This window comes from Metabacillus sp. SLBN-84 (genome assembly GCF_053629595.1).
In genome coordinates, this window is the sequence record NZ_JBRJIP010000001.1 from 2787389 (window position 1) to 2810166 (window position 22778).

24 protein-coding genes, 1 other RNA gene and 1 riboswitch are annotated in these 22778 nt (G+C 43.7%); of the genes, 9 read left to right on the forward strand and 16 right to left on the reverse strand.

Features of this window, described 5'->3' with window-relative positions; all coding sequences use genetic code 11:
- Positions 1-69: 69 nt before the first annotated feature.
- Positions 70-939: a patatin-like phospholipase family protein gene (locus RKD52_RS14230; protein ID WP_454101233.1), complete on the reverse strand. Its 870-nt coding sequence runs from the start codon at positions 937-939 to the stop codon at positions 70-72.
- A gap of 182 nt (positions 940-1121) precedes the next feature.
- Here RKD52_RS14230 and RKD52_RS14235 point away from each other — a divergent pair, with 182 nt between their 5' ends.
- Both RKD52_RS14235 and RKD52_RS14240 read left to right on the forward strand, forming a co-directional pair.
- Positions 1122-1310 carry a YkvS family protein gene (locus RKD52_RS14235; RefSeq protein WP_029281718.1) on the forward strand — a complete coding sequence of 63 codons (189 nt, stop codon included), beginning with the start codon at positions 1122-1124 and terminating at the stop codon, positions 1308-1310.
- A 417-nt stretch (positions 1311-1727) separates the two neighbouring features.
- A complete protein-coding gene (locus tag RKD52_RS14240) occupies positions 1728-2246 on the forward strand; it encodes an N-acetyltransferase family protein (protein WP_454100196.1) in 519 nt (172 codons plus the stop codon).
- 28 nt (positions 2247-2274) lie between these two features.
- Here RKD52_RS14240 and RKD52_RS14245 read toward each other — a convergent pair whose 3' ends face one another.
- The gene (locus RKD52_RS14245; protein ID WP_454100197.1) at positions 2275-3072 is read right to left on the reverse strand and encodes a peptidoglycan-binding protein; all 798 of its coding nucleotides are present in this window, start codon (positions 3070-3072) and stop codon (positions 2275-2277) included.
- Positions 3073-3205: 133 nt separating this feature from the next.
- Entirely contained in the window at positions 3206-4000 is a 795-nt protein-coding gene (locus RKD52_RS14250; protein WP_454100198.1) for an AAA family ATPase, read from the reverse strand.
- Positions 4001-4111: 111 nt separating this feature from the next.
- Between RKD52_RS14250 and RKD52_RS14255 the strand changes: the two genes are divergently transcribed.
- Positions 4112-4786: an SOS response-associated peptidase gene (locus tag RKD52_RS14255; protein ID WP_454100199.1), complete on the forward strand. Its 675-nt coding sequence runs from the start codon at positions 4112-4114 to the stop codon at positions 4784-4786.
- A 68-nt stretch (positions 4787-4854) separates the two neighbouring features.
- On the opposite strand, the gene ssrS is transcribed toward RKD52_RS14255, so the two are convergent.
- A non-coding RNA gene (ssrS, locus tag RKD52_RS14260) (6S RNA) lies at positions 4855-5042 on the reverse strand.
- Positions 5043-5197: 155 nt separating this feature from the next.
- Here ssrS and RKD52_RS14265 point away from each other — a divergent pair.
- Entirely contained in the window at positions 5198-5329 is a 132-nt protein-coding gene (locus RKD52_RS14265; RefSeq protein ID WP_267881634.1) for a hypothetical protein, read from the forward strand.
- 111 nt (positions 5330-5440) lie between these two features.
- Here RKD52_RS14265 and RKD52_RS14270 read toward each other — a convergent pair whose 3' ends face one another.
- The 5 genes from RKD52_RS14270 to queC form a co-directional block, all read right to left on the reverse strand.
- A complete protein-coding gene (locus RKD52_RS14270) occupies positions 5441-5641 on the reverse strand; it encodes a cold-shock protein (RefSeq protein WP_029281727.1) in 201 nt (66 codons plus the stop codon).
- A 172-nt stretch (positions 5642-5813) separates the two neighbouring features.
- The gene (gene queF, locus RKD52_RS14275; protein ID WP_454100200.1) at positions 5814-6311 is read right to left on the reverse strand and encodes a preQ(1) synthase; all 498 of its coding nucleotides are present in this window, start codon (positions 6309-6311) and stop codon (positions 5814-5816) included.
- A 19-nt stretch (positions 6312-6330) separates the two neighbouring features.
- A complete protein-coding gene (gene queE / locus RKD52_RS14280; RefSeq protein WP_454100201.1) occupies positions 6331-7059 on the reverse strand; it encodes a 7-carboxy-7-deazaguanine synthase QueE in 729 nt (242 codons plus the stop codon).
- A complete protein-coding gene (gene queD, locus RKD52_RS14285) occupies positions 7056-7493 on the reverse strand; it encodes a 6-carboxytetrahydropterin synthase QueD (RefSeq protein WP_454100202.1) in 438 nt (145 codons plus the stop codon). Before queD ends, queE begins: the two co-directional genes overlap by 4 nt.
- Positions 7490-8152 carry a 7-cyano-7-deazaguanine synthase QueC gene (gene queC, locus RKD52_RS14290; RefSeq protein WP_029281734.1) on the reverse strand — a complete coding sequence of 221 codons (663 nt, stop codon included), beginning with the start codon at positions 8150-8152 and terminating at the stop codon, positions 7490-7492. Before queC ends, queD begins: the two co-directional genes overlap by 4 nt.
- Positions 8153-8292: 140 nt before the next feature.
- Positions 8293-8337: riboswitch (PreQ1 riboswitch) on the reverse strand.
- Between the two features lie 92 nt (positions 8338-8429).
- On the opposite strand from queC, the gene RKD52_RS14295 reads away from it, so the two are divergent.
- Positions 8430-9725: a DUF2254 domain-containing protein gene (locus tag RKD52_RS14295; protein ID WP_454100203.1), complete on the forward strand. Its 1296-nt coding sequence runs from the start codon at positions 8430-8432 to the stop codon at positions 9723-9725.
- A gap of 41 nt (positions 9726-9766) precedes the next feature.
- Here the strand turns inward: RKD52_RS14295 and RKD52_RS14300 are convergent, their stop codons facing one another.
- The 3 genes from RKD52_RS14300 to RKD52_RS14310 form a co-directional block, all read right to left on the reverse strand.
- The gene (locus tag RKD52_RS14300; RefSeq protein WP_234703361.1) at positions 9767-9889 is read right to left on the reverse strand and encodes a DUF6254 family protein; all 123 of its coding nucleotides are present in this window, start codon (positions 9887-9889) and stop codon (positions 9767-9769) included.
- 75 nt (positions 9890-9964) lie between these two features.
- Positions 9965-11308: a hemolysin family protein gene (locus tag RKD52_RS14305; protein ID WP_454100204.1), complete on the reverse strand. Its 1344-nt coding sequence runs from the start codon at positions 11306-11308 to the stop codon at positions 9965-9967.
- Between the two features lie 257 nt (positions 11309-11565).
- On the reverse strand, positions 11566-12612 hold the full coding sequence (locus RKD52_RS14310; protein WP_454100205.1) for a YkvI family membrane protein: 1047 nt from the start codon (positions 12610-12612) through the stop codon (positions 11566-11568).
- 266 nt (positions 12613-12878) lie between these two features.
- Between RKD52_RS14310 and RKD52_RS14315 the strand changes: the two genes are divergently transcribed.
- On the forward strand, positions 12879-14948 hold the full coding sequence (locus tag RKD52_RS14315; protein WP_454100206.1) for an AAA family ATPase: 2070 nt from the start codon (positions 12879-12881) through the stop codon (positions 14946-14948).
- 19 nt (positions 14949-14967) lie between these two features.
- Here RKD52_RS14315 and RKD52_RS14320 read toward each other — a convergent pair whose 3' ends face one another.
- Positions 14968-15351: a hypothetical protein gene (locus RKD52_RS14320; protein WP_454100207.1), complete on the reverse strand. Its 384-nt coding sequence runs from the start codon at positions 15349-15351 to the stop codon at positions 14968-14970.
- 429 nt (positions 15352-15780) lie between these two features.
- Positions 15781-17475 carry a M3 family oligoendopeptidase gene (locus RKD52_RS14325; RefSeq protein ID WP_454100208.1) on the reverse strand — a complete coding sequence of 565 codons (1695 nt, stop codon included), beginning with the start codon at positions 17473-17475 and terminating at the stop codon, positions 15781-15783.
- Between the two features lie 168 nt (positions 17476-17643).
- Between RKD52_RS14325 and motA the strand changes: the two genes are divergently transcribed.
- Positions 17644-18435 (forward strand): flagellar motor stator protein MotA, encoded by a 792-nt coding sequence (gene motA, locus RKD52_RS14330; RefSeq protein ID WP_454100209.1) that lies wholly within the window; start codon positions 17644-17646, stop codon positions 18433-18435.
- Complete coding sequence (gene motB, locus RKD52_RS14335) at positions 18428-19186, forward strand: flagellar motor protein MotB (RefSeq protein ID WP_454100210.1); 759 nt, start codon at positions 18428-18430, stop codon at positions 19184-19186. Before motA ends, motB begins: the two co-directional genes overlap by 8 nt.
- A gap of 74 nt (positions 19187-19260) precedes the next feature.
- Here the strand turns inward: motB and RKD52_RS14340 are convergent, their stop codons facing one another.
- The gene (locus RKD52_RS14340) at positions 19261-19713 is read right to left on the reverse strand and encodes a MarR family winged helix-turn-helix transcriptional regulator (protein WP_369732749.1); all 453 of its coding nucleotides are present in this window, start codon (positions 19711-19713) and stop codon (positions 19261-19263) included.
- A 318-nt stretch (positions 19714-20031) separates the two neighbouring features.
- Here RKD52_RS14340 and RKD52_RS14345 point away from each other — a divergent pair, with 318 nt between their 5' ends.
- Positions 20032-21540 (forward strand): ATP-binding protein, encoded by a 1509-nt coding sequence (locus RKD52_RS14345; protein WP_454100211.1) that lies wholly within the window; start codon positions 20032-20034, stop codon positions 21538-21540.
- A 74-nt stretch (positions 21541-21614) separates the two neighbouring features.
- Here the strand turns inward: RKD52_RS14345 and RKD52_RS14350 are convergent, their stop codons facing one another.
- Entirely contained in the window at positions 21615-22562 is a 948-nt protein-coding gene (locus RKD52_RS14350; protein WP_369732747.1) for an aldo/keto reductase family protein, read from the reverse strand.
- Between the last annotated feature and the right edge of the window lie 216 nt (positions 22563-22778).

Genomic DNA, 22778 nt, shown 5'->3' on the forward strand with positions numbered 1-22778 from the left:
ACCAACACCTTTATAAGTAGTATGCTTGTACTTTTCCCGGGTATAAGGAGGTTTAAACAATGAAACTGTTCAGACAAGAACGTGATGGGGTTTAAGCCAGTCCGTCAGCTGCTCAAACTGAGTTTCGGCATCCCTAATTCCCTGATTGTAAAGTCTTTCGAGCTTGACAGGGTTACGCTCAATTCTGTCCACTTCAAGTTTTTGGGATGGCCGGATGACAAATACGTTCCCCTTTTGCTCTTGTTCTTCAATATAGTCAAGGGTGCTGTTGTATTGCTTGTAGCGTGCCAGCATAGCATCTGCAAGGAGCGGGTACTGTTTAAACGTCCGTCTGACCATCCACTCCATGCTGCTTTTTTTCTTCCGGTAATCTGCATTTCTCGTAAGGATGACAACATTCCTCACATTTCCGTCCTCTTCAGACTTTTTAACCGGAATGGAGTCGGCAATTCCTCCGTCAAGCAGCTTTCTTCCTTTGTACTCAATCATGGGAGCTATAAACGGAAGAGAGCTGGATGCCCGCAGCAGCGTCAGAATATCCATTTCAACGTCATTTTTCTCATAGTAGACAGCTTCTCCTGTGACACAATCAGTCGTTCCCACTTTAAATGTCTGATCACTTTTTAAAAAAGCATCGTAATGAAAAGGAACGAGTTTATTTGGAATTTCATCGAATATAAAATCCATCCCAAACAGCTGCTTATGTCTGATATAATTTCCAAGCGACAAATACTGAGGGTGGCTGACGTATTCGATGTTTACGGTTTTGTTTCTTCCTTTTTGCCTCGAAACGTAAGAAGCCCCCATGCATGCTCCTGCCGAGACTCCAATAACATAAGGAAAATATAATTCTTTTTCCATAAAATATTCAAGGACGCCAGCGGTATAGACGCCGCGCATGCCTCCTCCTTCTAGGACAAGTCCTGATGAGACCAAGATGATCCGCCTCTTTCTCTGCTAATTTTATCCTACTATAACATGTTCCAGACACGTTATTCATCCATTCTGCCTGCCTGTTTTTTCAAAATTCTTGCACAATTTTGTCTGAAAGCCTTTACTTACCTGTAAAAATAATGTTAAATAGTCCTAATGGGGGATCTGTATAGAGAAGGAGAGAGGAAATGAAAATCGCTAAAGTAGGCAATGTGATTGAATTCAGAGACGGTTTACGCGGAATCGTAGAGAAAGTTAATGAAAATTCAGTGATTGTAGACTTGACGTATATGGAGAATTTCCGTGATTTGGATCTTGAAAGACGTACGGTCGTCAATCATAAAAATTATAAAATCGTGAAAGAACAGCTTCACTAAGGAAAAGCGGAAGCGCCTTGCTCAGCTCCGAAGGACAAAAAAGGATCGGCGAAAAAAGCCGGATTTGCTTTTTACGCCGATCCTTTTCTGGCCGAGGAGTTAGGCGCTGGAGCTGGACATCAGGACAAAAATGGTATTCTTTCTTATCTTAGAACAAAAGCGGAAGCGCCAAGGCCCGCTCCGATAGGCAGATAAGAATCCGGCGGAAAAGTCCGGGTTTGACTTTTTTGACGGATTTGTTCTGACAGAGGATCTAGGTGCTGTAGCTGGACGAGGATAAATTTGTGTTATCATTTCCTTAACATAAAAGATCAGCCTGGAAGAGTTTAATCTTTCAGGCTGTTTTTTATGTTGGAGCTCATGAGGAACCGCTTTTTAACCAATACTAGTCTGTAACGACTAAATGAGGTGACCGCCATGGATTTCCGTTTGCTGACAGTGGAAGACACTGAACAATACAGAAGTTTGCGTCTGCAGGCACTGGAGGAGCTCCCCTTTCATTTTGCCTCTGCCTATGAAATTGAAAAGAAAAAATCAATTGAAGAGCTGATGGAGGAAATCATGCCATCCGCCTCTCAGTTCATTGCCGGAGCGTTTACAGGCAGGGAGCTGGCCGGCATAACCGCGTTCAAGCAGGAGCCTCTTCACAAAATGAAACACAGAGGACAGATCCTGAGCATGTACATATCCCCTCCTTCCAGAGGAAACGGCGCGGGAAAAAGCCTGCTTACGTATCTTTTGGACCGGATCAGAGAAAATCCTGCTATCGAAAAAGCAGACCTTGCAGTGGGAGCTGAAAACAAAGGGGCCATCGCCTTGTACCGGTCTCTCGGTTTTGTCCAGTACGGAGAATATGCGAGTGCTTTAAAAGTAGATGGAGAATACGTAGATGAGATTTATATGACACTCGCGTTAAAAACAGAAAAAACCCGCTGAAAGCAGCGGATTTTTTTATGTAGAATGATTATTGATATACCCTAATTTTCACTGTTTTTCTTCCCCAGTTAACAGCACTGCTCTGACTGGCGATGAATACATCGATTTTATTTCCGTCAATCGCGCCTCCGATATCAGCGGCGATTGCTTTTCCGTAGCCTTCAACTTCGACTGTCGAGCCGATAGGTATCACATTAGGGTCAACTGCGATTACTTTAGCCTCCGGATATTTGTTCAGGTCCACGCCCATCTTAGTGACGCCTGAGCAGCCTTCACACGATGCAGTATATGCTGTACTTGTAACTGAGAGTTCCTTTACTGTTCCGGAAACACCGCTTGATCTTTGTTTCAGTTTTGCAAAAGTTTGCATTCCTGCAATTCCATCGCTTGCAAGTCCGTATTTCTGCTGGAAGCTTGCCACTGCATTTTTGGTTCCGTTTCCATACATGCCGTCAACGATACCGGAGTATAATCCCCATTCTTTCAATAACAGCTGAAGATCTGTAACCGGTTTTCCCATATCGCCGTATCGGAGCACCTTTATTTTCTGCAGCGTTTGCGGACCGGCAATTCCGTCCACTTTGATTCTGCTTTTCTCCTGAAAATCTTTTACCGCTTCTCTAGTAATCGGGCCATAGTAGCCTGTTTCCTCAAAGTAAGGATAAACACTCTTAGATAAAAGATGCTCCTGAAGCTCTTTCACATCTGAATGGCTCATTCCTTCTGAAAGGGTTCTGTCACCAAGTGCAGCTTCCCCGCTCAGCGGAAACATAACACTGACGCCAAGTACCGATGCTCCAATTAATCCCATAAGCTTTTTCCTCATTGTGTTCCTCCTCGAAAAGTGATTATACATAACACTATTCGACAAAAACCTGGAATTGCAGGTGCAATGAGGGAAAAACAAAGCATTTGAACTAGAAAAATGGCAATCATTAGTGCCTATTTCGACAAATGTCTCATAAATGTCTGAGGTATCGTTCAGGTGCGTTCAGAAAATCTTTTGTCATTTTCACATGCTCCAAATCATCGTAGGAAACGCTCGAAACCGGGTACTCATCAAGCGAGTACAGAATGGCCCCGGGGAACGCCATTAAGATCGGGGAATGCGTGGCAATAATAAACTGAGACCCCTCCTCCGTCATATCCTTCAGCATACTGATGAAGCTGAGCTGCTTCATAGGAGAAAGCGGCCCTTCAGGCTCATCCAGAAGATAAAAGCCATTCGGCCGGAATCTGGACTGAAAAAAAGATAAAAATCTCTCACCGTGGGACCTGTTATCAAGTCCCCTTCCATATAAGGACTGAATTTCCGCCATCGCTTTTTTGTGAGGTGACGCAGCAAGCTGACGCGCGAGAATGGATTTCCCCCGGTATTCCTCCTCCACTTCTTCAACCCTTTTCTCTGCTTCAGCTCTCATTCTGGACACATTCCGCGCATATGTCAGAAAATCATCTGCTTTCAGATAGAATCCTTTTTTCGTTTTTGCTTTCCAGGTAATCTTAAGGTGGTTAGTGAATGCTCTGATTTCAGCATTCATATCCTGTTCCTCCGCAGAAGCAATCCTGATGAGACCCGCGTGCTGGGCAATCGACTCAAGCAGTGTGGATTTGCCTGTGCCGTTCTCTCCAGCAAGAATGGTGACCGGGGCTTCAAAGGATAATTCAAAAGATTCATTAAAGAGGGGAAGATGGTAAGGATACCCCTCATTTTGATTACCCGCAGTATAATGTACTCTTTTCAAGTGAACCATCTGCAATCCCCTCCCGCTCATGCTTTCTTTCATTATACGATAACGGTTTTCTTATTGTCTAAGAGGGAATGATAACGGTATCATTTTTTATATAAAAGGAGGCGGTCCCCCATGTGCGGAAGATACACGCTTTTTGCTGAATATGCAGAACTTGTAGAACGATTTCAGATTGGAGCAGCGATAGAGGAATATCAATATGCCTTAAGCTACAACATTGCCCCCTCGCAGCATGTGGCAGCCGTTATTAACGACGGTAAGCAAAACAGAATGGGCTACCTGCGGTGGGGCCTTATCCCGCCTTGGGCAAAAGATGAAAAAATCGGCTATAAAACCATCAACGCACGTGCCGAAACACTATCAGAGAAACCAAGCTTCAGAAATGCCTTTATGAAAAAAAGATGCCTCATCCCTGCAGATTCATTTTATGAATGGAAGCGTACAGAAGGAAACAAAATCCCAATGAGGATAAAGCTGAAGTCAGGCGCACCATTCGGGATGGCAGGGCTGTGGGAATCCTGGAAGTCACCGGAGGGCAAAGTCATCCACTCTTGCTCTGTGATCACAATAGAGCCAAACAGGCTCATGAGCACAATCCACGACAGAATGCCCGTGATCCTTAAAGAAGAGGACGAATCTATCTGGCTTAACCCGCTGCATTCTGATCCCGCCTATTTAAGCCAGTTTTTGAAGCCCTTTGATGAAAACCAGATGGAGGCTTTTGAAGTCTCTTCTGAAGTGAATTCAGTTAAAAATAATGGGCCGCATCTGATTCAGGAGATTTGCTGAGGTTGCATAATCCTCTAAGAACAGCAAAAAACCAGCTCCTGAAACAGGAACTGGTTTTAATGGTAAAGACAGAAGCCACAATTGCCGTAAGTCACGTAAGAAAGTTTTAAACCACCACTTCTCAAAGTGGGTGTTTGCAGCAGCCTTCCTGTCTTCCTCTGCAAATGGAGGCATGACATTCCGGGTGCGATGTAAAACTCCCTATTACAGCTTAAAGGTTAAAACTTAATTATCATTACGCACAATGCAGCTTGTAGTAGTATATTACATCATGACAGCCGATAGGTCAACCGGCAAGTTTTTTCGGGGCATTGCGCTTATAAAAAATGCAAGTCTGCCATGTCGCGTGATGCAAATCCGGGTTATAATAGAAGTGTGCACGTAATTCTTCTGCATGGGATGGTGATTCGCATGAAAAACCGTGATAAGCGCCTGAAGCGCAAACGCGACATGATCAAGGATTACATTAAAAGCAGGCTGAAAAATTTAAAGCCTAAGGCAAACAAGTCACCCGTTTCAAACCACCAGACAAATAAGCCATAAATCTGCAAGTACCCCGCCCGCAAAACGGGCGGATTTTTATTTACCCTATAAAAATGCAAAAAAAAAACAGCCTCTTGAAAAAGAGGCTGTTTTTATATGTCAGCTTAACAATTAAGCTTTTTGAACGTTAGTTGCTTGAGGTCCGCGTTGACCTTGCTCTACGTCAAAAGTAACTGCTTGGCCTTCGTCTAGAGTTTTGAAACCTTCGCCTTGAATAGCTGAGAAATGAACGAATACGTCTTCTCCGCCTTCGCGCTCGATGAATCCGAAACCTTTTTCTGCGTTAAACCATTTTACTGTACCTTGTTCCATTGTTGTTGCCTCCTCGTATGCTTCAGCATACTTTGTATTACTATCCTTGCTCTTGTGATAACAAAAGGCGAAAAGTTGTAAACTTTGTCTTTCCTTGCGTACCGAACAAAAATAATTCTTTTAAACCATACCATGTATGAAAATAAAAAGCAAATTTTCTCGGTAATTTTTTTTATCGGTTATCAATGTTCTCCGGATACATATCGTGGTTCATCATGCGGTGCTCCGCCATTTTCTCATACTTTGTCCCTGGTTTCCCATAGTTTGTGTACGGGTCGATGGAAATGCCGCCGCGCGGTGTAAACTTGCCCCAGACTTCAATATAGCGGGGGTCCATAAGTTCAATCAGATCATTCATGATGATATTCATACAGTCTTCATGGAAATCGCCGTGGTTTCTGAAGCTGAACAAATAAAGTTTTAATGATTTGCTCTCTACCATTTTCTGATCAGGAATATAACTGATGTAAATCGTTGCGAAATCAGGCTGACCTGTTTTCGGGCAGAGGCTTGTAAATTCCGGGCAGTTGAATTTAACGAAGTAATCACGGTTCACATGCTTATTATCAAATGACTCAAGGATCTCAGGGCTGTACTCAAACAAATAGTTTGTCCCCTGATTTCCGAGCAAAGTTACATCTGTCAGTTCTGAATCTAATCTTCCAGCCATTTTATACGTCCTTTCTATGTTAAACTCCCCTTTTATTTCCCCATACGAGCGTGTGGAGCTGGGGCAGAATACGGGCGCTGTTAAGCTCTTTTTCTTGCGCTGACCGTTCAATCAGCCATTCATATCTGGACAGCAGATGCCCAATCAGCTTGTCGTCGTTGTTTTCCTGAACAAGATCGTTGCCTACTTGAATATAGAATGGAAGCTCTGGGTACATTATGTGCACTTTTTTAGCGAATTCAAGGTCTGCTTCATCAAAGACGACCACTTTAAGACTCGCATGATTAAGTCTGTTTTCCTTTACCAGATAATCGATGATTTCCTTCAGCTTATCGAAATCCGTGCTCATTCCCGAGCTTGGAGGTTTAGGTGAAATGGTCAAATCATCAATTTCTGAAAACCATGGCTGAAGCCGGCTGCCCTGCGTTTCGATGGCAACCTTTATCTCCTTCTCATGCAGCAGGTCAACCAGCTCTGATAAGTGAACGAGCAAAGCCGGGTTACCGCCGGAAATCGTAACATGGGAAAAGAGGTCTCCTCCCAGTTCATACAGCTCGTTCCAGATCTCTTCTGCTGTGAGCTGCCTGATGTCATCCTTAGCTGAACCGTCCCATGTGAAAGCAGAATCACACCAGCTGCAGGAATAATCGCATCCCGCCGTTCTGACAAACATCGTCTTCTGGCCGATGACCATGCCTTCTCCCTGAATGGTCGGACCGAAGATCTCCAAAACCGGAAACTTCTTCATCCTTTTTTCACCAGCTTGGGCCGATACATGACATAGCTTGTCGGGGTTTCGCGGACAAATACACCGACACATTTCGGTTTGTGGGAAAGACTGTCCAAATGCTGCTGAATCATTTCGCAGATTGTTCGCGCCACCACTTCTGTCGTAGGGAATTTATTTGGATCTTCATCATTAAAAACGTCATGTTCATTTAAAATCGTATGATCAAACCGGTCATGCACAAGCTGTTTGATATGGGCAAAATTTATCAAAAATCCCGAGTCATCAAGCTCATCTCCTGCAACCGTCACATTGATGAAGTACGTGTGGCCATGAAGGCGGCGGCATTTGCCCGCTTCTTCTTTAGGCACATAGTGTGCTGCTGACAGCTGCATATCTTTGTTCAGTTCGAACGTATAGGGATGAAGTGTCTGGGGATACATTTGCTGGATCATGAAGCCTCTCCCCCTTTAGCTGAGATATACTCGTCAAGCCCTTTTTTGCGGAGGCGGCAGGCTGGACATTCTCCGCACCCGTCTGCGATAATACCGTTGTAGCATGTAAGTGTTTTATCCCTTACATATTCAAGGGCTGAAAGCTCATCTGCAAGCTTCCATGTTTCGGCCTTATCAATCCACATAAGCGGAGTATGAATGACAAACTGATCATCCATGGCAAGATTGATTGTTACATTGCATGACTTTACAAATACATCACGGCAATCGGGATATCCGCTGAAATCCGTTTCACATACCCCTGTCACAATATGCTTTGCGCCAATTTGTTTGGCAAGCACTGAAGCGAATGTTAAAAAGAGAAGGTTTCTTCCCGGCACAAAAGTAGACGGGAGCTCTCCTTCCTTATGTTCAATGGCAATATCATCTCTTGTAAGGGCGTTTGGAGCCAGCTGGTTTAACAGAGACATATCAAGAAGATGATGGCGCACATCAAGCTCTTTTGCGATTTGTTCGGCCACATCAATTTCCAGTTTATGACGCTGGTTGTAATTGAAGGTTACGGCCTCGACTTCTTTAAACTGCTTCTTCGCCCAGAACAGGCAAGTCGTGCTGTCCTGTCCTCCGCTGAAGACAACAAGCGCTTTTTCATTTTTCATCATATTCTGCCTCCTCATAATAGAAGAGAGCATTCTTTCACAACCCGGATTCCTAAAAATCGGCATAAGAAAAGACACCCTGAGTGTTCAGAAGTGTCCAGCATGTAAGTCCTCAACTAAAAAACAGCAGATTTGGCTGTTTGATCTTAGTTTTTTATAGAGGGTTGTGCTAGAACCTCTCCCGCACGCACATGCGCGGAATTTATCATTCTTTTTACCGTTCATACTATACCACGAACGGAATGTTACATCAATCTATTTTAATGGAGGAAATGCCGTGCCGCTCAAACCTGCCCTTGTAAAAATAAAATCCAACTTCTGGATAACGCCTGCTGCCTATGCCGTCTTTTTTTTCATCCTTGCCATCCTCAGCATGTGGGCTGACAGATTTCTCGCTTCACATGGATATTTCAGCTATGTTCCTTCTGTTTTTTTAACTGATAAAGAGCTTTCACACACGATTCTGAGCGCAACTTCCACCTCGCTGCTTACAATGACAACCATCACCTTTTCATCTGTCCTTGTCGTTCTGACCACCTTTTTGGCTAATTTTTCGCCAAGAACCATGCACAATTTCAATACCGATTCAAAAATCCAGCGGGTACTTGGCGTCTTCGTCGGAGGATATATCTATTCTCTCGTTCTTCTAAACCAGGTGAGAGAAAATGAGACAAGCAACGACTTCATTGTACCGAGCCTTGCAATCCTTGTAGCTTTCTTGTGCGTGGGCATGTTCGTTTTCCTGATTCACCATATGACTGAGTGGATTAAAGTTGGAAACGTGATTTCAAACATCACGAAAGAAACACTTGCCTCGATCGATGATAAAAAAAGACCTGAAGAAAAAAGAACAGATGATGAGCCTTCATTTGATCACGGATTGGAAATTAAAAGCAAGCATGAAGGGTATATTGAAGACATCGCGGTTGATGAACTTGTTTCATTTGCCGCAAAACACGAAGCAGCCGTAAAGTTCCACAGAGATCAGGGAGCGTATGCAGATGAAGATACCCCTCTCTTGACACTCATTTCTAATAATAAAGAAATCCAACGGGAAGATGTCTTGAAGTTCATCACAATTAGTGCCGATCATGAATCAAAAAACGACATTGAATTCGGTATTCAGAAGCTTGCTGAAATTGCTTTGCGGGGCATCGCACCAGGAAAAAACGACCCGGAAACAGCCATTGCATGCATTGAGCACCTTACTCAGATCCTCATCAAAATCGGGAAACATCATTCCCCTTCCCCCTACCACAGGGACAGCGAAGGGAAGATAAGAGTGATTCTGCCAAAACCGGATTTTCATGACTATCTGTATACAAGCTTTTATCAGATCCGTCACTATGGCAAAGAAGATGTTTCCGTCATGGCCTCCATTTTAAAAGCGCTTTGCCTGATTGCCGAAACAAACCGGAAGGAAATGAAAGAAGATATTTGGTCTTTTTCTCACTACATTTATGAAGGACTGGATACGATAGATTGGCTTAGCTTTGATAAGAAGTTTCTGAACCGTGAGCTTGCAGCTATTGCGGTGGCATGCGGCAAAGATGATTCATCGCTTCAGCTGTAAACCAGAAGAAAAGGAATCCGTTCAATGGATTCCTTTTTGCGTTACTGCTTTTTTTGAGTACCTTCTTGTTCAAGTTCTTTAAAAGATTTTACTTTTCCGTGTTCATTTTGAGATTCCTTCCGGATGTCCCATTGACGCTGTTTTTGTCCTTTTGACTGAGTCATCTCTCGCCACTCCTTTGCTGAATAGATTTCAGATTTTATTTTGCCCTGACAACAAAAAAAGATGCCGAAGCATCTTTACTGGGTGGCAGCGATCCCGTCCTGTATGACAGGCACGCTAGCTTCCTTTTTTTTTCGGATCATTTCCAGATAGCGGATATGGTGATTTTCCATATCTTTCACCCTAAATGAGTAAGAGCCGAGTTCAACGAGCTCGCCTTTTTGGATATCGTATTTCTCAGTCAGCATCCATCCGCCAATAGTATCGACATCTGAATCATCAAGCTCAAGGCCGAAAAGATCGTTTAATTCACTGATCAGGACTTTGCCGTCAATGATGTAATGATCTTCATTGATCTTTTGAACGAGCGGCACTTCATCCGCATCGAACTCATCGCGGATTTCTCCAACGATCTCCTCAAGAATGTCCTCCACTGTGACAAGCCCTGCAGTCCCTCCATACTCATCAATAAGAATCGCCATATGAATATGCTCTCTCTGCATTTTTAAAAGCAGCTCCTGCACAGGTACGGACTGAGTTACCTGAATGACCGGCCGTATATAAGTTCTTAGGGAGAACTGTTCGAGTTTTTTTGACTGAAACAAATCGGTGAAAATTTCTTTAATATTGACCATCCCGATAATATGGTCTTTATCTCCATCAACAACAGGGTATCTTGTATATTTTTCGCTTTTAATTATTTTCAGGTGCGCCTGAAGCGGTTCATCGCTGTCGAGTGAAATAATCTGTGTGCGCGGTACCATAATTTCTTTAGCAATGCGGTCATCAAACTTAAAAATCTTATTTACATATTTATATTCCGACTGATTAATCTCCCCGCTTTCATAGCTTTCCGACAGCAGGATCCTCAGCTCTTCTTCACTGTGAGCGAGTTCATGTTCTGATACCCGCTTTAATCCAAAGGCTTGAGTGAGCATGCGTGCAGAGCCGTTCAGAAGCCAGATCGCCGGAAACATCAGCCTGTAAAATGCAATCAGCGGTTTCGAAAAAGCCAGGGTTACCCTCTCTGCTTTTTGGATCGCAACTGTTTTCGGAGCAAGTTCTCCGACAACTACGTGCAGGAAGGTAATAATGGCAAAAGCAAAAGCAATCGCAAAAAAGTGTGCAGCTGCACTAGGGAGATTCAGCTTTTCAAAAACCGGCTGAAGAAGCTTCCCTACAGCAGGTTCTCCGAGCCACCCAAGTCCAAGTGCGGTAATCGTGATTCCCAGCTGACAGGCTGATAAATACTCATCCAGATTATCCGTCACCCGCTTTGCTGAGAGCGCCTGTTTGCTGCCTTCATCAATAAGCTGATTCAGGCGGGAACTCCGGATTTTGACAATTGCAAACTCAGACGCTACAAAAAAGGCAGTCGCAGCAATTAAAACCGCAATTATGAACAAATTGACTATGTCCAAATAAATTCCCTTTTTCGCAGAAACGAAAAAGGAGTCACCTCCCGGAAAAGTTCAATCTTTAAATAAAAGATGGTGAAACCCTGTCATGAAGGTATTACCCCATCAATCACCTCTCCCGAAAAAATATATAAAATTCTGAATATATCCCATCATAATATGAAGCCTGCCACCAGTCAAACAATCCTTCGCATTGTTTTCTTCATAAATATGACGAAAATCAAGCTATTATGTTTAAATTTTTTCATTATTCTGCTTTTTTAAAATTTGTTTTCATTCCCGGAAGGAGGAGCTTTTCTGACCATCAGCAGGAGGAGAAAGATGAGGCTCATGTAACCGAAAACCGGGTACAAAACCGCAATTAACGAGCTGTAGTCAATCAGGCTGATAAAAAACGCACCGCACAGCAGCATGGCAATAATCAGCATGCCAGGAAGAGGAACGACGCGGATAAGATGGCGCTCGAGCCCGAACAGGTTCCCGATTACAGATGTAAACACTTCCCCATAGATGACAAGAATATAAATGATAAAAAACGAAAACACAGATGCCTTCATGACTTCTGCCATCGGGATATCATAGGAGATGACATCACGCAATGAGGACAGCGCAAAATGACTGCTGAGCAAAATAAACGTGAGGATGGCACCGCCTGCAATCCCGCCCCATTTTGCCGTTCGTTCATCCTCTATTTCCTTTGCAAGCGGGACAAGCACAGCCTCCGCCATCGCAAGATTAAACGCCGCGTATGAAACCGCAGAGATGATCCACTTAAAGGATGAATGACCGGACATGAGACTCTTTGCCGAATGAGCATCAAAAGATGAGGCAGCCACAAGCACACTGAACAAAATCAGCATCGGCACAACAATGATATTCACGCTGAAAAGGCCCTTTGATCCAAATGACATGGCAATAAGCGTCAGTGCTATCGTCAGCATAACCCCAAAGCGGCTTGAAAGATTAAGCTGCTCTTCAAAAATGGCACCCGCCCCTGAAAGCATGACAGATGTAACACCAAACAAAACGACAAGCATAAACAGATTGACGACCGTACCGCAGGATTTACCAAACAGGAAAAAATTAAGGTCCTGATACGAATTGGCACCTATCCGTTTTGAAATAATCATTATTTTGGAGCCAAGATGCATAAAGAAATAACCGCATAAAAGAATGCCAAACATTCCAAAAACCCCATACTGCGTAAAAAATTCAACAATCTCCCGGCCGGTGGCAAATCCTGCCCCCACTACCGTTCCCACATATACAGCTGCTATCTGCACTACCTGAAACCACTGTTTCTTCATTGTTTTGCCTCCGATACGAACCCTGGTCTTTTCATATGTATATGAGACAAGATGCCAGGAAAGAAGGACAGATTGTCACTGTTTGAGTAAAGGAATCGTTCTTTCCTGAAAAGATAAAAAAGGTAAAACAAAATACTTGAAAGTCAAAATAGGTCAAACTATAATAAGAATCAAGATCATCCACTTGAGATGATTTTCTTTCAATCAAAAGTCAAAGATAGTCAAAGTCAAACATAAACATAAATTACTATATGGAGGTTTTCACTATGCTATGTCAAAACTGCCAAGCTAAGAAAGCATCTGTTCATTTAACTATGCAAGTCAACCATGAGCGCCATCAAGTCATGATCTGCTCTGACTGTTATGCCAAGTACAGAAGTTCAGTTCCAAGCGGAGGGTTCGGTCATGTCCCGCCATCACAGCCATTTGGTCCTCATGCTGAACAAACGGCACAAAAACAAGGCGGAAACGGACTCCTTGATCAGCTGGCACGCAACCTGACACATGCTGCAAAAGCCGGCGTCATTGATCCTGTCATCGGCAGAGATGCGGAAGTTGAACGATTAATAGAGATACTGAACAGAAGAAACAAAAACAACCCTGTTCTTATCGGAGAGCCTGGTGTCGGGAAAACGGCTGTAGTAGAGGGCTTTGCTCTTAAAATTGCAGAGGGGGATGTTCCGGCTAAACTGAAGAATAAGGAAGTTTATCTGCTGGATGTTGCGTCACTTGTTGCAAATACCGGGGTCAGAGGACAATTTGAAGAGAGAATGAAGCAGCTGATCTCAGAACTTCAGCAAAAGAAAAACATCATTCTGTTTATAGATGAAATTCATCAGCTTGTAGGCGCAGGCTCAGCAGAAGGCTCCATGGACGCAGGCAACATTTTAAAACCGGCGCTTGCACGCGGAGAGCTCCAGGTTGTCGGAGCCACTACTCTGAAAGAATACCGTCAGATTGAAAAAGATGCAGCACTTGAACGCCGCTTCCAGCCTGTCATGGTCACTGAGCCTTCTCTGGAAAAAGCGATTGAAATCCTGAAAGGCATTCAGGACAAATACGAAAAATATCATGAAGTGTCTTATTCGGAAGATGCGATTAAAGCAACTGTTATGCTTTCACACCGCTACATCCAGGACCGTTATCTGCCAGATAAAGCCATCGATCTTCTTGATGAAGCGGGATCTAAAAAGAACCTGCAGTCAGGCGGCGGTGAAGATATCAGCGGGAAACTGGCTGAGATTGCACGAAAGAAAGCACAGGCTACAAAAGAAGAAAACTATGAGCTTGCTGCTAAGCTGCGTGACGAGGAAATAAAGCTTGAAAGCATGCAGTCAACATCCCATGCAACAGTGGAAGCAGAAGATATTGCAGCCATTATCGAAAAGAAAACAGGCATTCCGGTAGGCAAGTTACAGGAAGATGAGCAGGCTCAAATGAAAAATCTTGAAAGCAAACTTTCCGGTAAAGTCATCGGTCAGGAAGAAGCCGTTAAGAAAGTGGCAAAGGCCATCCGAAGAAGCCGTGCAGGGCTAAAATCAAAACAGCGTCCAATCGGTTCATTCCTGTTCGTCGGCCCTACAGGAGTCGGAAAAACGGAATTGACCAAAACCCTTGCATCCGAGCTGTTCGGTACGCGTGATTCACTGATCCGCCTGGACATGAGTGAATATATGGAAAAACACTCTGTCTCAAAGATTATCGGATCACCTCCGGGCTATGTCGGTCACGAGGAAGCAGGACAGCTATCCGAAAAAGTCCGCCGGAACCCGTACAGCATCATCCTGCTTGATGAAATTGAAAAAGCTCATCCAGATGTGCAGCATATGTTCCTACAAGTCATGGAGGATGGCCGCCTGACAGACAGCCAGGGCAGAACGGTAAGTTTCAAAGACACCGTCATTATCATGACAAGCAATGCCGGTGCCGGACACAAGAAAGTCACAGTCGGCTTCGGAAACAGCGAAGCACTGAACGAAAGCTCATTGCTTGAGTCACTTGGTTCATTCTTTAAGCCTGAATTTCTGAACCGTTTTGACAGCATCATCGAATTTAAGTCTCTCGAAAAAACGGATCTGCTGCAAATCGTAGACATTATGCTTGGTGAGCTTCAGGAAACGCTCACTGAACAGCACATTAAGCTGAACATCACAGATGAAGCAAAAGAAAAAATAGCAGAGCTCGGCTATCATCCTGCCTTTGGAGCACGTCCGCTCCGCAGAGTGATACAAGAGCATGTTGAAGATGCCATTGCCGATGTTCTTCTGGATGGCAGCCAAATCTCCGAACTTACTGTATCGCTTGTTGATGACACACTGACAGTAAAGCAAGGTTAAACTTGGAAAAGAGCTGAATTCATAGGAATTCAGCTCTTTTTTTTGCCTTAATCTTATATGGATAGACCGGGTGAACAAATTCAATTTCTGTCTGGTCCTCTGCTTCAATTGCCAGCGGGTGAATTTCTGCCCCTCTTTGTGTAGGGAACCACGGCCTCCCCTGATTCACAAGAACAAGTGAACCGTGATGATCCCCGTAAAATGAAAACATGCTATCTTCCCCGTTATGGATATCCCTTAAAAAATTCAAATCCTCCCGCATGCTCTTGACACTGGTGCAGGGCAGACCTACTTCAAAGACATCAAACCAGCCAGTCAGTTTTTCAGCCTCTCTCCTGACAATCATTTCGAGGATGTTACCTTCAGAATCGTAAAAGTATGCCTGTTTGCCTTTCCAGTCCATAATTTTCTCGCCTTGTTCATTTGAGAGCAAAGGCAGTCTACCCGCCATCATGTCAAAAAAGAACTCATTCACCCTAAAGCAGAGATGGTAATATGCGGACTCCTCTGACTGTCTGAACGTCAAAAGAGTTTTTCCTGACTGAACAGTAAAGGAGTCCGAGTCTTCGGAGATTATGTTCATACTCAGCGATTCTGTGTAAAATTTTTTGAGCTTCAGAAGGTTTTTTGCGTGCATTTGGATGTGGAGAAATTTCATTTGAACCACCTATTCCCTTATTTGTACTGGATTTTTTCCGGTTGCTGCTGCCGGCTGATCGATCCCTTTTCAAGTATAGGTTTTTTGGTTTCATCTTTGCTCAGTCTTTGTGCTGAAATTCACTTCATGCATTGGACTAAAAAACCGCCAGCATACCGCTGACGGTTTAAAAGATTACAGCTTTGTATCATCTACCTTTTCAAGCCACTCTCTGATCTCTCCTGTAACAGACTGAACGCAGCCATCTTCAAACGGAGAAATCAAATGCGCTGTCTCCACGAGCTCAAGGAAAGATTTGCTTCCGCCCTGCTTGCAGAGATGAAGGTAATCTGCCCATGCCGCGTCTTTATCTTCGTGCATTTTCTTCCAGAATTGAAGAGCGCAGATTTGAGCCAGCGTATAATCAATGTAGTAAAATGGCGAGTTGTAAATATGGCCCTGACGCTGCCAGAAGCCTCCGCCTTCTAAAAATTCGTTGTCCCCGTAATCACGGTGAGGCAAATACTTCCGCTCCATTTCTCTCCAGGCAAGTTTGCGTTCCTGCGGAGAAGCTTCCGGATTTTCATAGATAAAGTGCTGGAACTCATCTACAGCTACTCCGTATGGAAGGAACTGAAGAGCTGCACTCAAGTGGCTGAACTTATACTTCTCCGCATCTTCCTTAAAGAAGGATTCCATCCATGGCCACGTGAAGAACTCCATGCTCATGGAATGAATTTCGCATGCTTCATAGGTTGGGAAATGGTATTCCGACAAATTGAAATGACGGCTCATATAAACCTGGAATGCATGGCCCGCTTCATGCGTAAGCACATCTATATCCCCGCTTGTCCCGTTAAAATTCGCGAAAATATACGGGGATTTGTAATCTTCAATATACGTGCAATATCCGCCTCCGGCTTTGCCTTTTTGGGCAAGCAGATCCATCAGGTTTTTCTCAATCATAAAATCAAAAAACTCATTTGTTTCAGGTGATAATTCCTCATACATTTTCTTTCCATTAGAAATGATCCATTCTGCATCGCCTTTTGGCGCTGCATTTCCTGTTGTGAAGGCAAGTTTTTCATCTGCAAACTCAAGCTTGTCCAAACCAAGCCGTTTTTGCTGCCTTTTGCGGAGATCTGTTGCAATCGGAACAATATATTCCTTGATCTGATCACGGAAGTTTTTCACCATTTCAGCATTATAATCTACACGCTGCATGCGCTGATACCCTAGCTCTGTAAAATTGGAAAAGCCAAGTTTTTTGGCAATCGACGTACGGACTTTAACCAATTTATCGAAAATGTCATCGAACTTTTCGCCGTTCTCCGCGAAAAATCCGAAATAGGCATCAGAAGCGCGCTTTCTCGTCTCCCTCTCCTTTGCTTCGAGAAGCGGTTCAATTTGTGCAAGTGTATACTCTTTGCCGTCAAAATCAATTTTTGCAGAGGCAACAAGTTTTGTATATTCCGTCACCAGTTTATTTTCCTGCTGAAGATCTGCAAGCACTTCAGGGGAGAATGTTTTCAGCTGGGCATCAGCAAGTAGGAACAGCTGTCTGCCGTACTTTTCTTCAAGACTGTTTCTGAATTTAGAACCTGTAAGAGCTTTGTAAAACTCTGTTTCCAAAGCTTTAATATGAGGATCCAGCTCATCCAGATAGTCCTGTTCTTCCTTGTAGAACTCATCATTCGTATCAATCGTATGACGGATGGAACAGAGGTTGAATGCCGTTGAAACATGTCCCCTGATTTCTCCTATTTTCTCAAGTGCTTTCTCCTGCTTCTCCAGTGTTTCCGCCTGTTTGAACAGCTCCAGTGCTTCGCGGAAGGAAGCTTCTACTTCTTCTTTCACAGGACGGCTGTATGTATAATCCTGAAATTTCATATGTATGGTCCCCGCTTTCATCTATTAGTTATTGCCTGCCACGGTTTACTATTCGCGAAAAAAGTGCTGAATCCTTTCTATCTCTTTTTGAAACTTACCTAAAAGTTAAAGAAAAACAGACGATATTACTTATAAGAACTAGTTTCTAAAAAGGATTTGGTGAATTCTATGGATAAAACGTCCCTCATTGGATTATTGTTAGGCATTATCGCAGTCGGCGTCGGCATGTTCATGAAAGGGGTCAGTCCTGCTGTACTCCTCAATCCGGCAGCTCTGCTCATCATCATTGCAGGTACAATTGCAACGGTTGTCACCGCTTTTCCGACAAGCGAGATTAAAAGAGTGCCAAAGCTCTTTGGTGTTATTTTCAAAGAACAGCAATCGCTCAGCATTCAGGAACTGATCCCTATGTTTTCTGAATGGGCTCAAGTAGCACGGCGCGAAGGATTGCTTGCCCTTGAAGCAAAAATTGCAGATGTGGAAGATCCATTTTTGAAAAATGGACTGAGCATGGCTGTAGACGGTCAGAACGCGGAATTTATCCGTGATGTGATGACGGAAGAAATTGATGCAATGGAAGAAAGGCATCTCGCCGGCGCGTCGATTTTTTCCCAGGCAGGCACGTACGCCCCTACTCTCGGGGTACTTGGTGCAGTTGTCGGCCTCATTGCCGCACTGTCCCATATGGATAATACAGATGAACTTGGAAAAGCAATCGGAGCAGCGTTTGTTGCCACCCTAATGGGGATTTTTACAGGCTATGTCCTCTGGCATCCATTCGCAAATAAACTTAAGAGAAAATCAAAGCAGGAAGCAAAAGTCAAGCAAGTCATGATTGAAGGGGTGCTGTCAGTGCTTGAAGGACAGGCTCCAAAAGCGATTGAGCAAAAACTCGCAACCTACCTTCCAGCTCACGAAAGGGACGGGCTGCTCGCTGAGGGAGAGAAGCTCGATGGCTAGAAAGAAAAAAAAGAAGCACGAAGAAAAGCACGTTGATGAGTCCTGGCTGCTGCCCTATGCAGACCTGCTGACCCTGCTCCTTGCCCTTTTCATTGTCCTGTTTGCCATGAGCTCCGTTGATGCGCAGAAATTCCAGATGCTTGCACGCGCATTTAACAGCACATTTACAGGCGGAACAGGTGTCCTTGAATATCCAAGCCCTGTGCCGGACGGGGACATGGAACAGCTGGATGATAAAAAGGAAGAAAAAGCAGATCAGGAAGAAGCCCAGAAAGAAATGGAACAGCAAAAGCTTAAAAAAATTCAGGAAAAAGTAAATGCCTATATTAAAGCGAATAATCTCGAAAGCCAGCTCAAAACCACCCTTACAGATGAAGGCCTGCTGATTACGATTCTGAACGATATCTTTTTTGATTCAGGCGAATCAGCCATCAGAGGCAAAGATGAGAAACTGGCAAAAGAAATTTCAAATCTGCTCGTCATGAATCCTCCGAGAAATATTATCGTGAGCGGCCATACAGACAATGTTCCGATCTCAAATGCCGACTATGATTCTAACTGGCATTTGAGCGTAATGAGAGCCGTTAATTTTATGAAACTCTTGCTTGAAAATGAAAAGCTTGACCCGAGAGCCTTTTCCGCCAAAGGATTTGGTGAATATAACCCCGTTGCCGACAATGCAACAGAAGCCGGCCAGCAAAAAAACCGACGTGTTGAAATTCTCATTCTTCCAATTGAACAAAACCAGTAAGAAGCGCCTGCTTGCAGGCGTTTTTTGTTTCAAGTTTTGGGCAAAAGAAAAAACACTTTCATCCAGAAAGTGTTTCACTCATGACTATCCCGGGCATGATAACCGACTTTTTTCATAAGGTCGATGACAGTCTGCTTTTCCTCTTCCGATAAAATGCCCACAATCTCATTCAATCTTTCCTGATGTGCAGGAAAAATGCGTTCAATCAGCTGTTTTCCGTTTTCGGTGATTTGAGCAAACGTCACACGGCGGTCTTTTTCGCACGCTTTTCTAGTCAGCAGCTGTTTTTGTTCAAGCTTATCGACTACATAGGTGATGCTGCCGCTTGCAAGGAGAATTTTCCCGCCAATTTGCTGAAGGGGCTGTTCGCCTTTGTGATACAGCAGCTCCAGTACGGCAAATTCCGTCGGATTCAGCCCAAAGCTTGTAATCTGTTTATTTACTTGATCGTTAATGGCACGGTGAGCACGTGACAGCACGATAAAAAGCTTTAGTGACTGTTCAATATCTGTTTGTGTATTTTCCACTTTTCATCAATCCTTCGATAACTAAATATCTTGAATTCTAACTATTAATAATACAGACTTTGTTTTCTGCTGTCAAGAAGAGCAATGTGCACTGCGTTTAGAAGGGCAAAATTAAAAGAATAGGTTCATTCATAAACGGCTGCAATATTCATCTCTTCCCTTTTCTTTCCATCATACATAAAAAGTCCTACTTCTTCAAGAGATGGTTTCAAGGCTGGCACAACGCTTTTCCCGATTCTACCTTCCTAGTAGAAAACATGTAAATGGTATATAATTGAAAGTATGCCTAATCGGCAATATCAAACTGGGGCGATTACCTTGCTGAAAGATTCTGCAAAATACAGAAAAGCTGCCGTCTATTTTATAATCGTGCTTATCCCCTCCCTTTTGATCAACACAGGCATTTACTTGTATCAAAAGGATAAAATCATGGATGAACACAGGGAAGAGGCAGCGTTTTTAATTACCATTCATAAAAATCAAATTGATAATCTGATACAGGATACAAAAGCGAGGCTTGAGACGATGTCCCTCGTTCTTGAAGAAGAATCGGATACAGCAAAAATCCAGCGCATTTTGAATGAAGCGCACAGCCAGGAACCCCGCTTCTCGGGCCTTTACTATGTGAAAAAGAATGGAGATATAACAGCCGGCACATCAAAACGGATGAAGTCTGTAAACATATCAAACCGCGCTTTTTTCCAAAGTGCTCTGGCAACAAAACAGTCGAAAGTTTCGGATGCTTATTTTGGTAACATAACAGGTGATTATATCGTTTCAATCGGAACTCCGGTAATGGATGATGAAGGGGAAGTCAAAAGTCTGCTTGTGGCAGCGGTTAAAGTCGATTATCTCCAGAACATTATGAACGTGATCAGTCCAAGACTGACGATAAGTGTCCTAAATGGCAGCGATCACACAATTTTCACTGCCGGCCGCTCAGAGCCAACCGGCAGCATCGAACCTGTACGCGTTTATTTAGATCAGATCCCCTGGAAACTTGAAGGCTTTCCTGAAACCGTCATCACCGCTGATCATACGAAAGACATTGCCGTCTACATGCTGATTGTATTCGGTCTGATGAACATCATTTACATTCTCATTCAGAATTACTTACTGAAGAGGCGCGCCCTTCTGGAGCAAAGCCAGATTGATGCACAGAAAGTCGAGCTTGTAGGAACTCTCGCTGCAAGCACCGCACATGAGATCCGGAATCCTCTGACGGGAATCAAAGGGTTTATTCAGCTGCTTCAGGAAAAATATAAAGACTCAGAGGATCAATATTACTTTTCTGTCATTGACATCGAAATTCAGCGCATCAATGAAATTGTAAGTGAATTTTTAGTCCTTGGAAAACCAACAGCCCATCACCATGCTGTATACGATTTGAATGCGATCATCCTGGAATTATCTCCGCTCCTTGGATCAGAAGCCAATTTGTACAACACAGAACTGGATTTAAAGCTGAATAAAGAACCGCTTCACATTTTCTGTACAAAAGATCACATAAAACAAGTCCTTCTGAATCTTGTAAAAAACGCTCTGGAGGCGATAGATAAGCAGGAAGGAAAGGTGACAATAGAGGTCAGAAAGCTGGATGGCAATGCGGTGATTAATGTAACTGATACAGGAAAAGGCATTCCGCAGGAAGTTCAGTCCAAACTGTTCCACCCTTTCTTTACGATGAAAGATACAGGAACAGGGCTTGGTCTTGTCGTATGCAAACGCATCATCACCCTGTACAAAGGCACGATTTCGATTAAGAGTGAATCAAACAAGGGCACTGAAGTAACAATCATACTCCCTCTGACAGAGCCAAAAGCCTGAGGCATTTTTATAAACCTAAAGAAAGAGTGACAGGCAATCCTGTCACTCTCATTTGTATTTGCCTATGTATCCTGTCAGCTTGTAATGATTTCTTCAATCCTCTGCAGGGTGCTGTAGCCTAAAGCTACATCAGATGCTTTTGCATTTTCAGCGATCTGATCGGGATGAGATGCACCGACAAGGGTGCTGGCGACGTTATGCTGGCGAAGGGTCCATGCAAGGGCAAGCTGGGCAAGTGTGATGTCATTCTCTTTTGCAAGCTGATCGAGCAGCTCTACTTTGCGGTTTACCATATCATTTAAAATTTGCTTCATCCATGAATTGACGTTTTCCCCTGAAGCACGGCTGCCTTTGGGGATCAGCCCCTCTTTATACTTTCCTGTCAGGATGCCCTGAGCAAGCGGTGACCAGACAACCTGTGAAACACCTGCATTTTCGCACATAGGAATGATTTCTTCTTCAATATCCCGGTGAAACATATTATATTGAGGCTGATTGACGACGATCCTGTCAAGAAGATAGCGGTCTGATACACTGAGCGCTTCCTGGATTTGCGCAGCCGTCCACTCGCTGACACCTGCATAAAGAACTTTACCCTGGCGGATCAAGTCGTCTATTGCCCTCAGCGTTTCATCAAGAGGTGTTTCCTGGTCATAGCGGTGGCAATAAAAAATATCAACATACTCAAGGTCCATTCTCTTTAAACTCGCATGAACCTGTTCCATAATATGCTTTCTTGAAAGCCCTCTGTCGTTCGGCCCGTCTCCCATCGGCCAAAACGCTTTTGTCGTAAGTACATAAGAATCGCGCGGAAATGATTTAAGCGCCCTTGACATGACGATTTCTGCTTTTCCGCGTTCATATACGTTGGCACTGTCGAAAAAATTGATGCCCGCTTCATAGGCCTTGTGGATAATTTCGGATGCTGCCCGCTCATCTACTGTTTTCCCAAATGTAAGCCAGCTTCCAAGACTGATTTCACTAACTTTTAATCCCGATCTCCCAAGCCTCCGGTACTGCATCTCCATTCCCCCTGTTGTGCATGATCAATATCGTTATCTTTAACTTATCAGAAATTTCAAATATCGTAAAGAGAGAGAATCGCCGTCCTTGCGACACAATTTGACACCGCCCCCCTCCTGAAATCAATAAACCCACCTTCATTTTTCTCTGCTTCGTCATCAAACAGGTGCAAAGTCTATCTTTTCACTGCCAAAATCAGCTATAATATGGCTAAC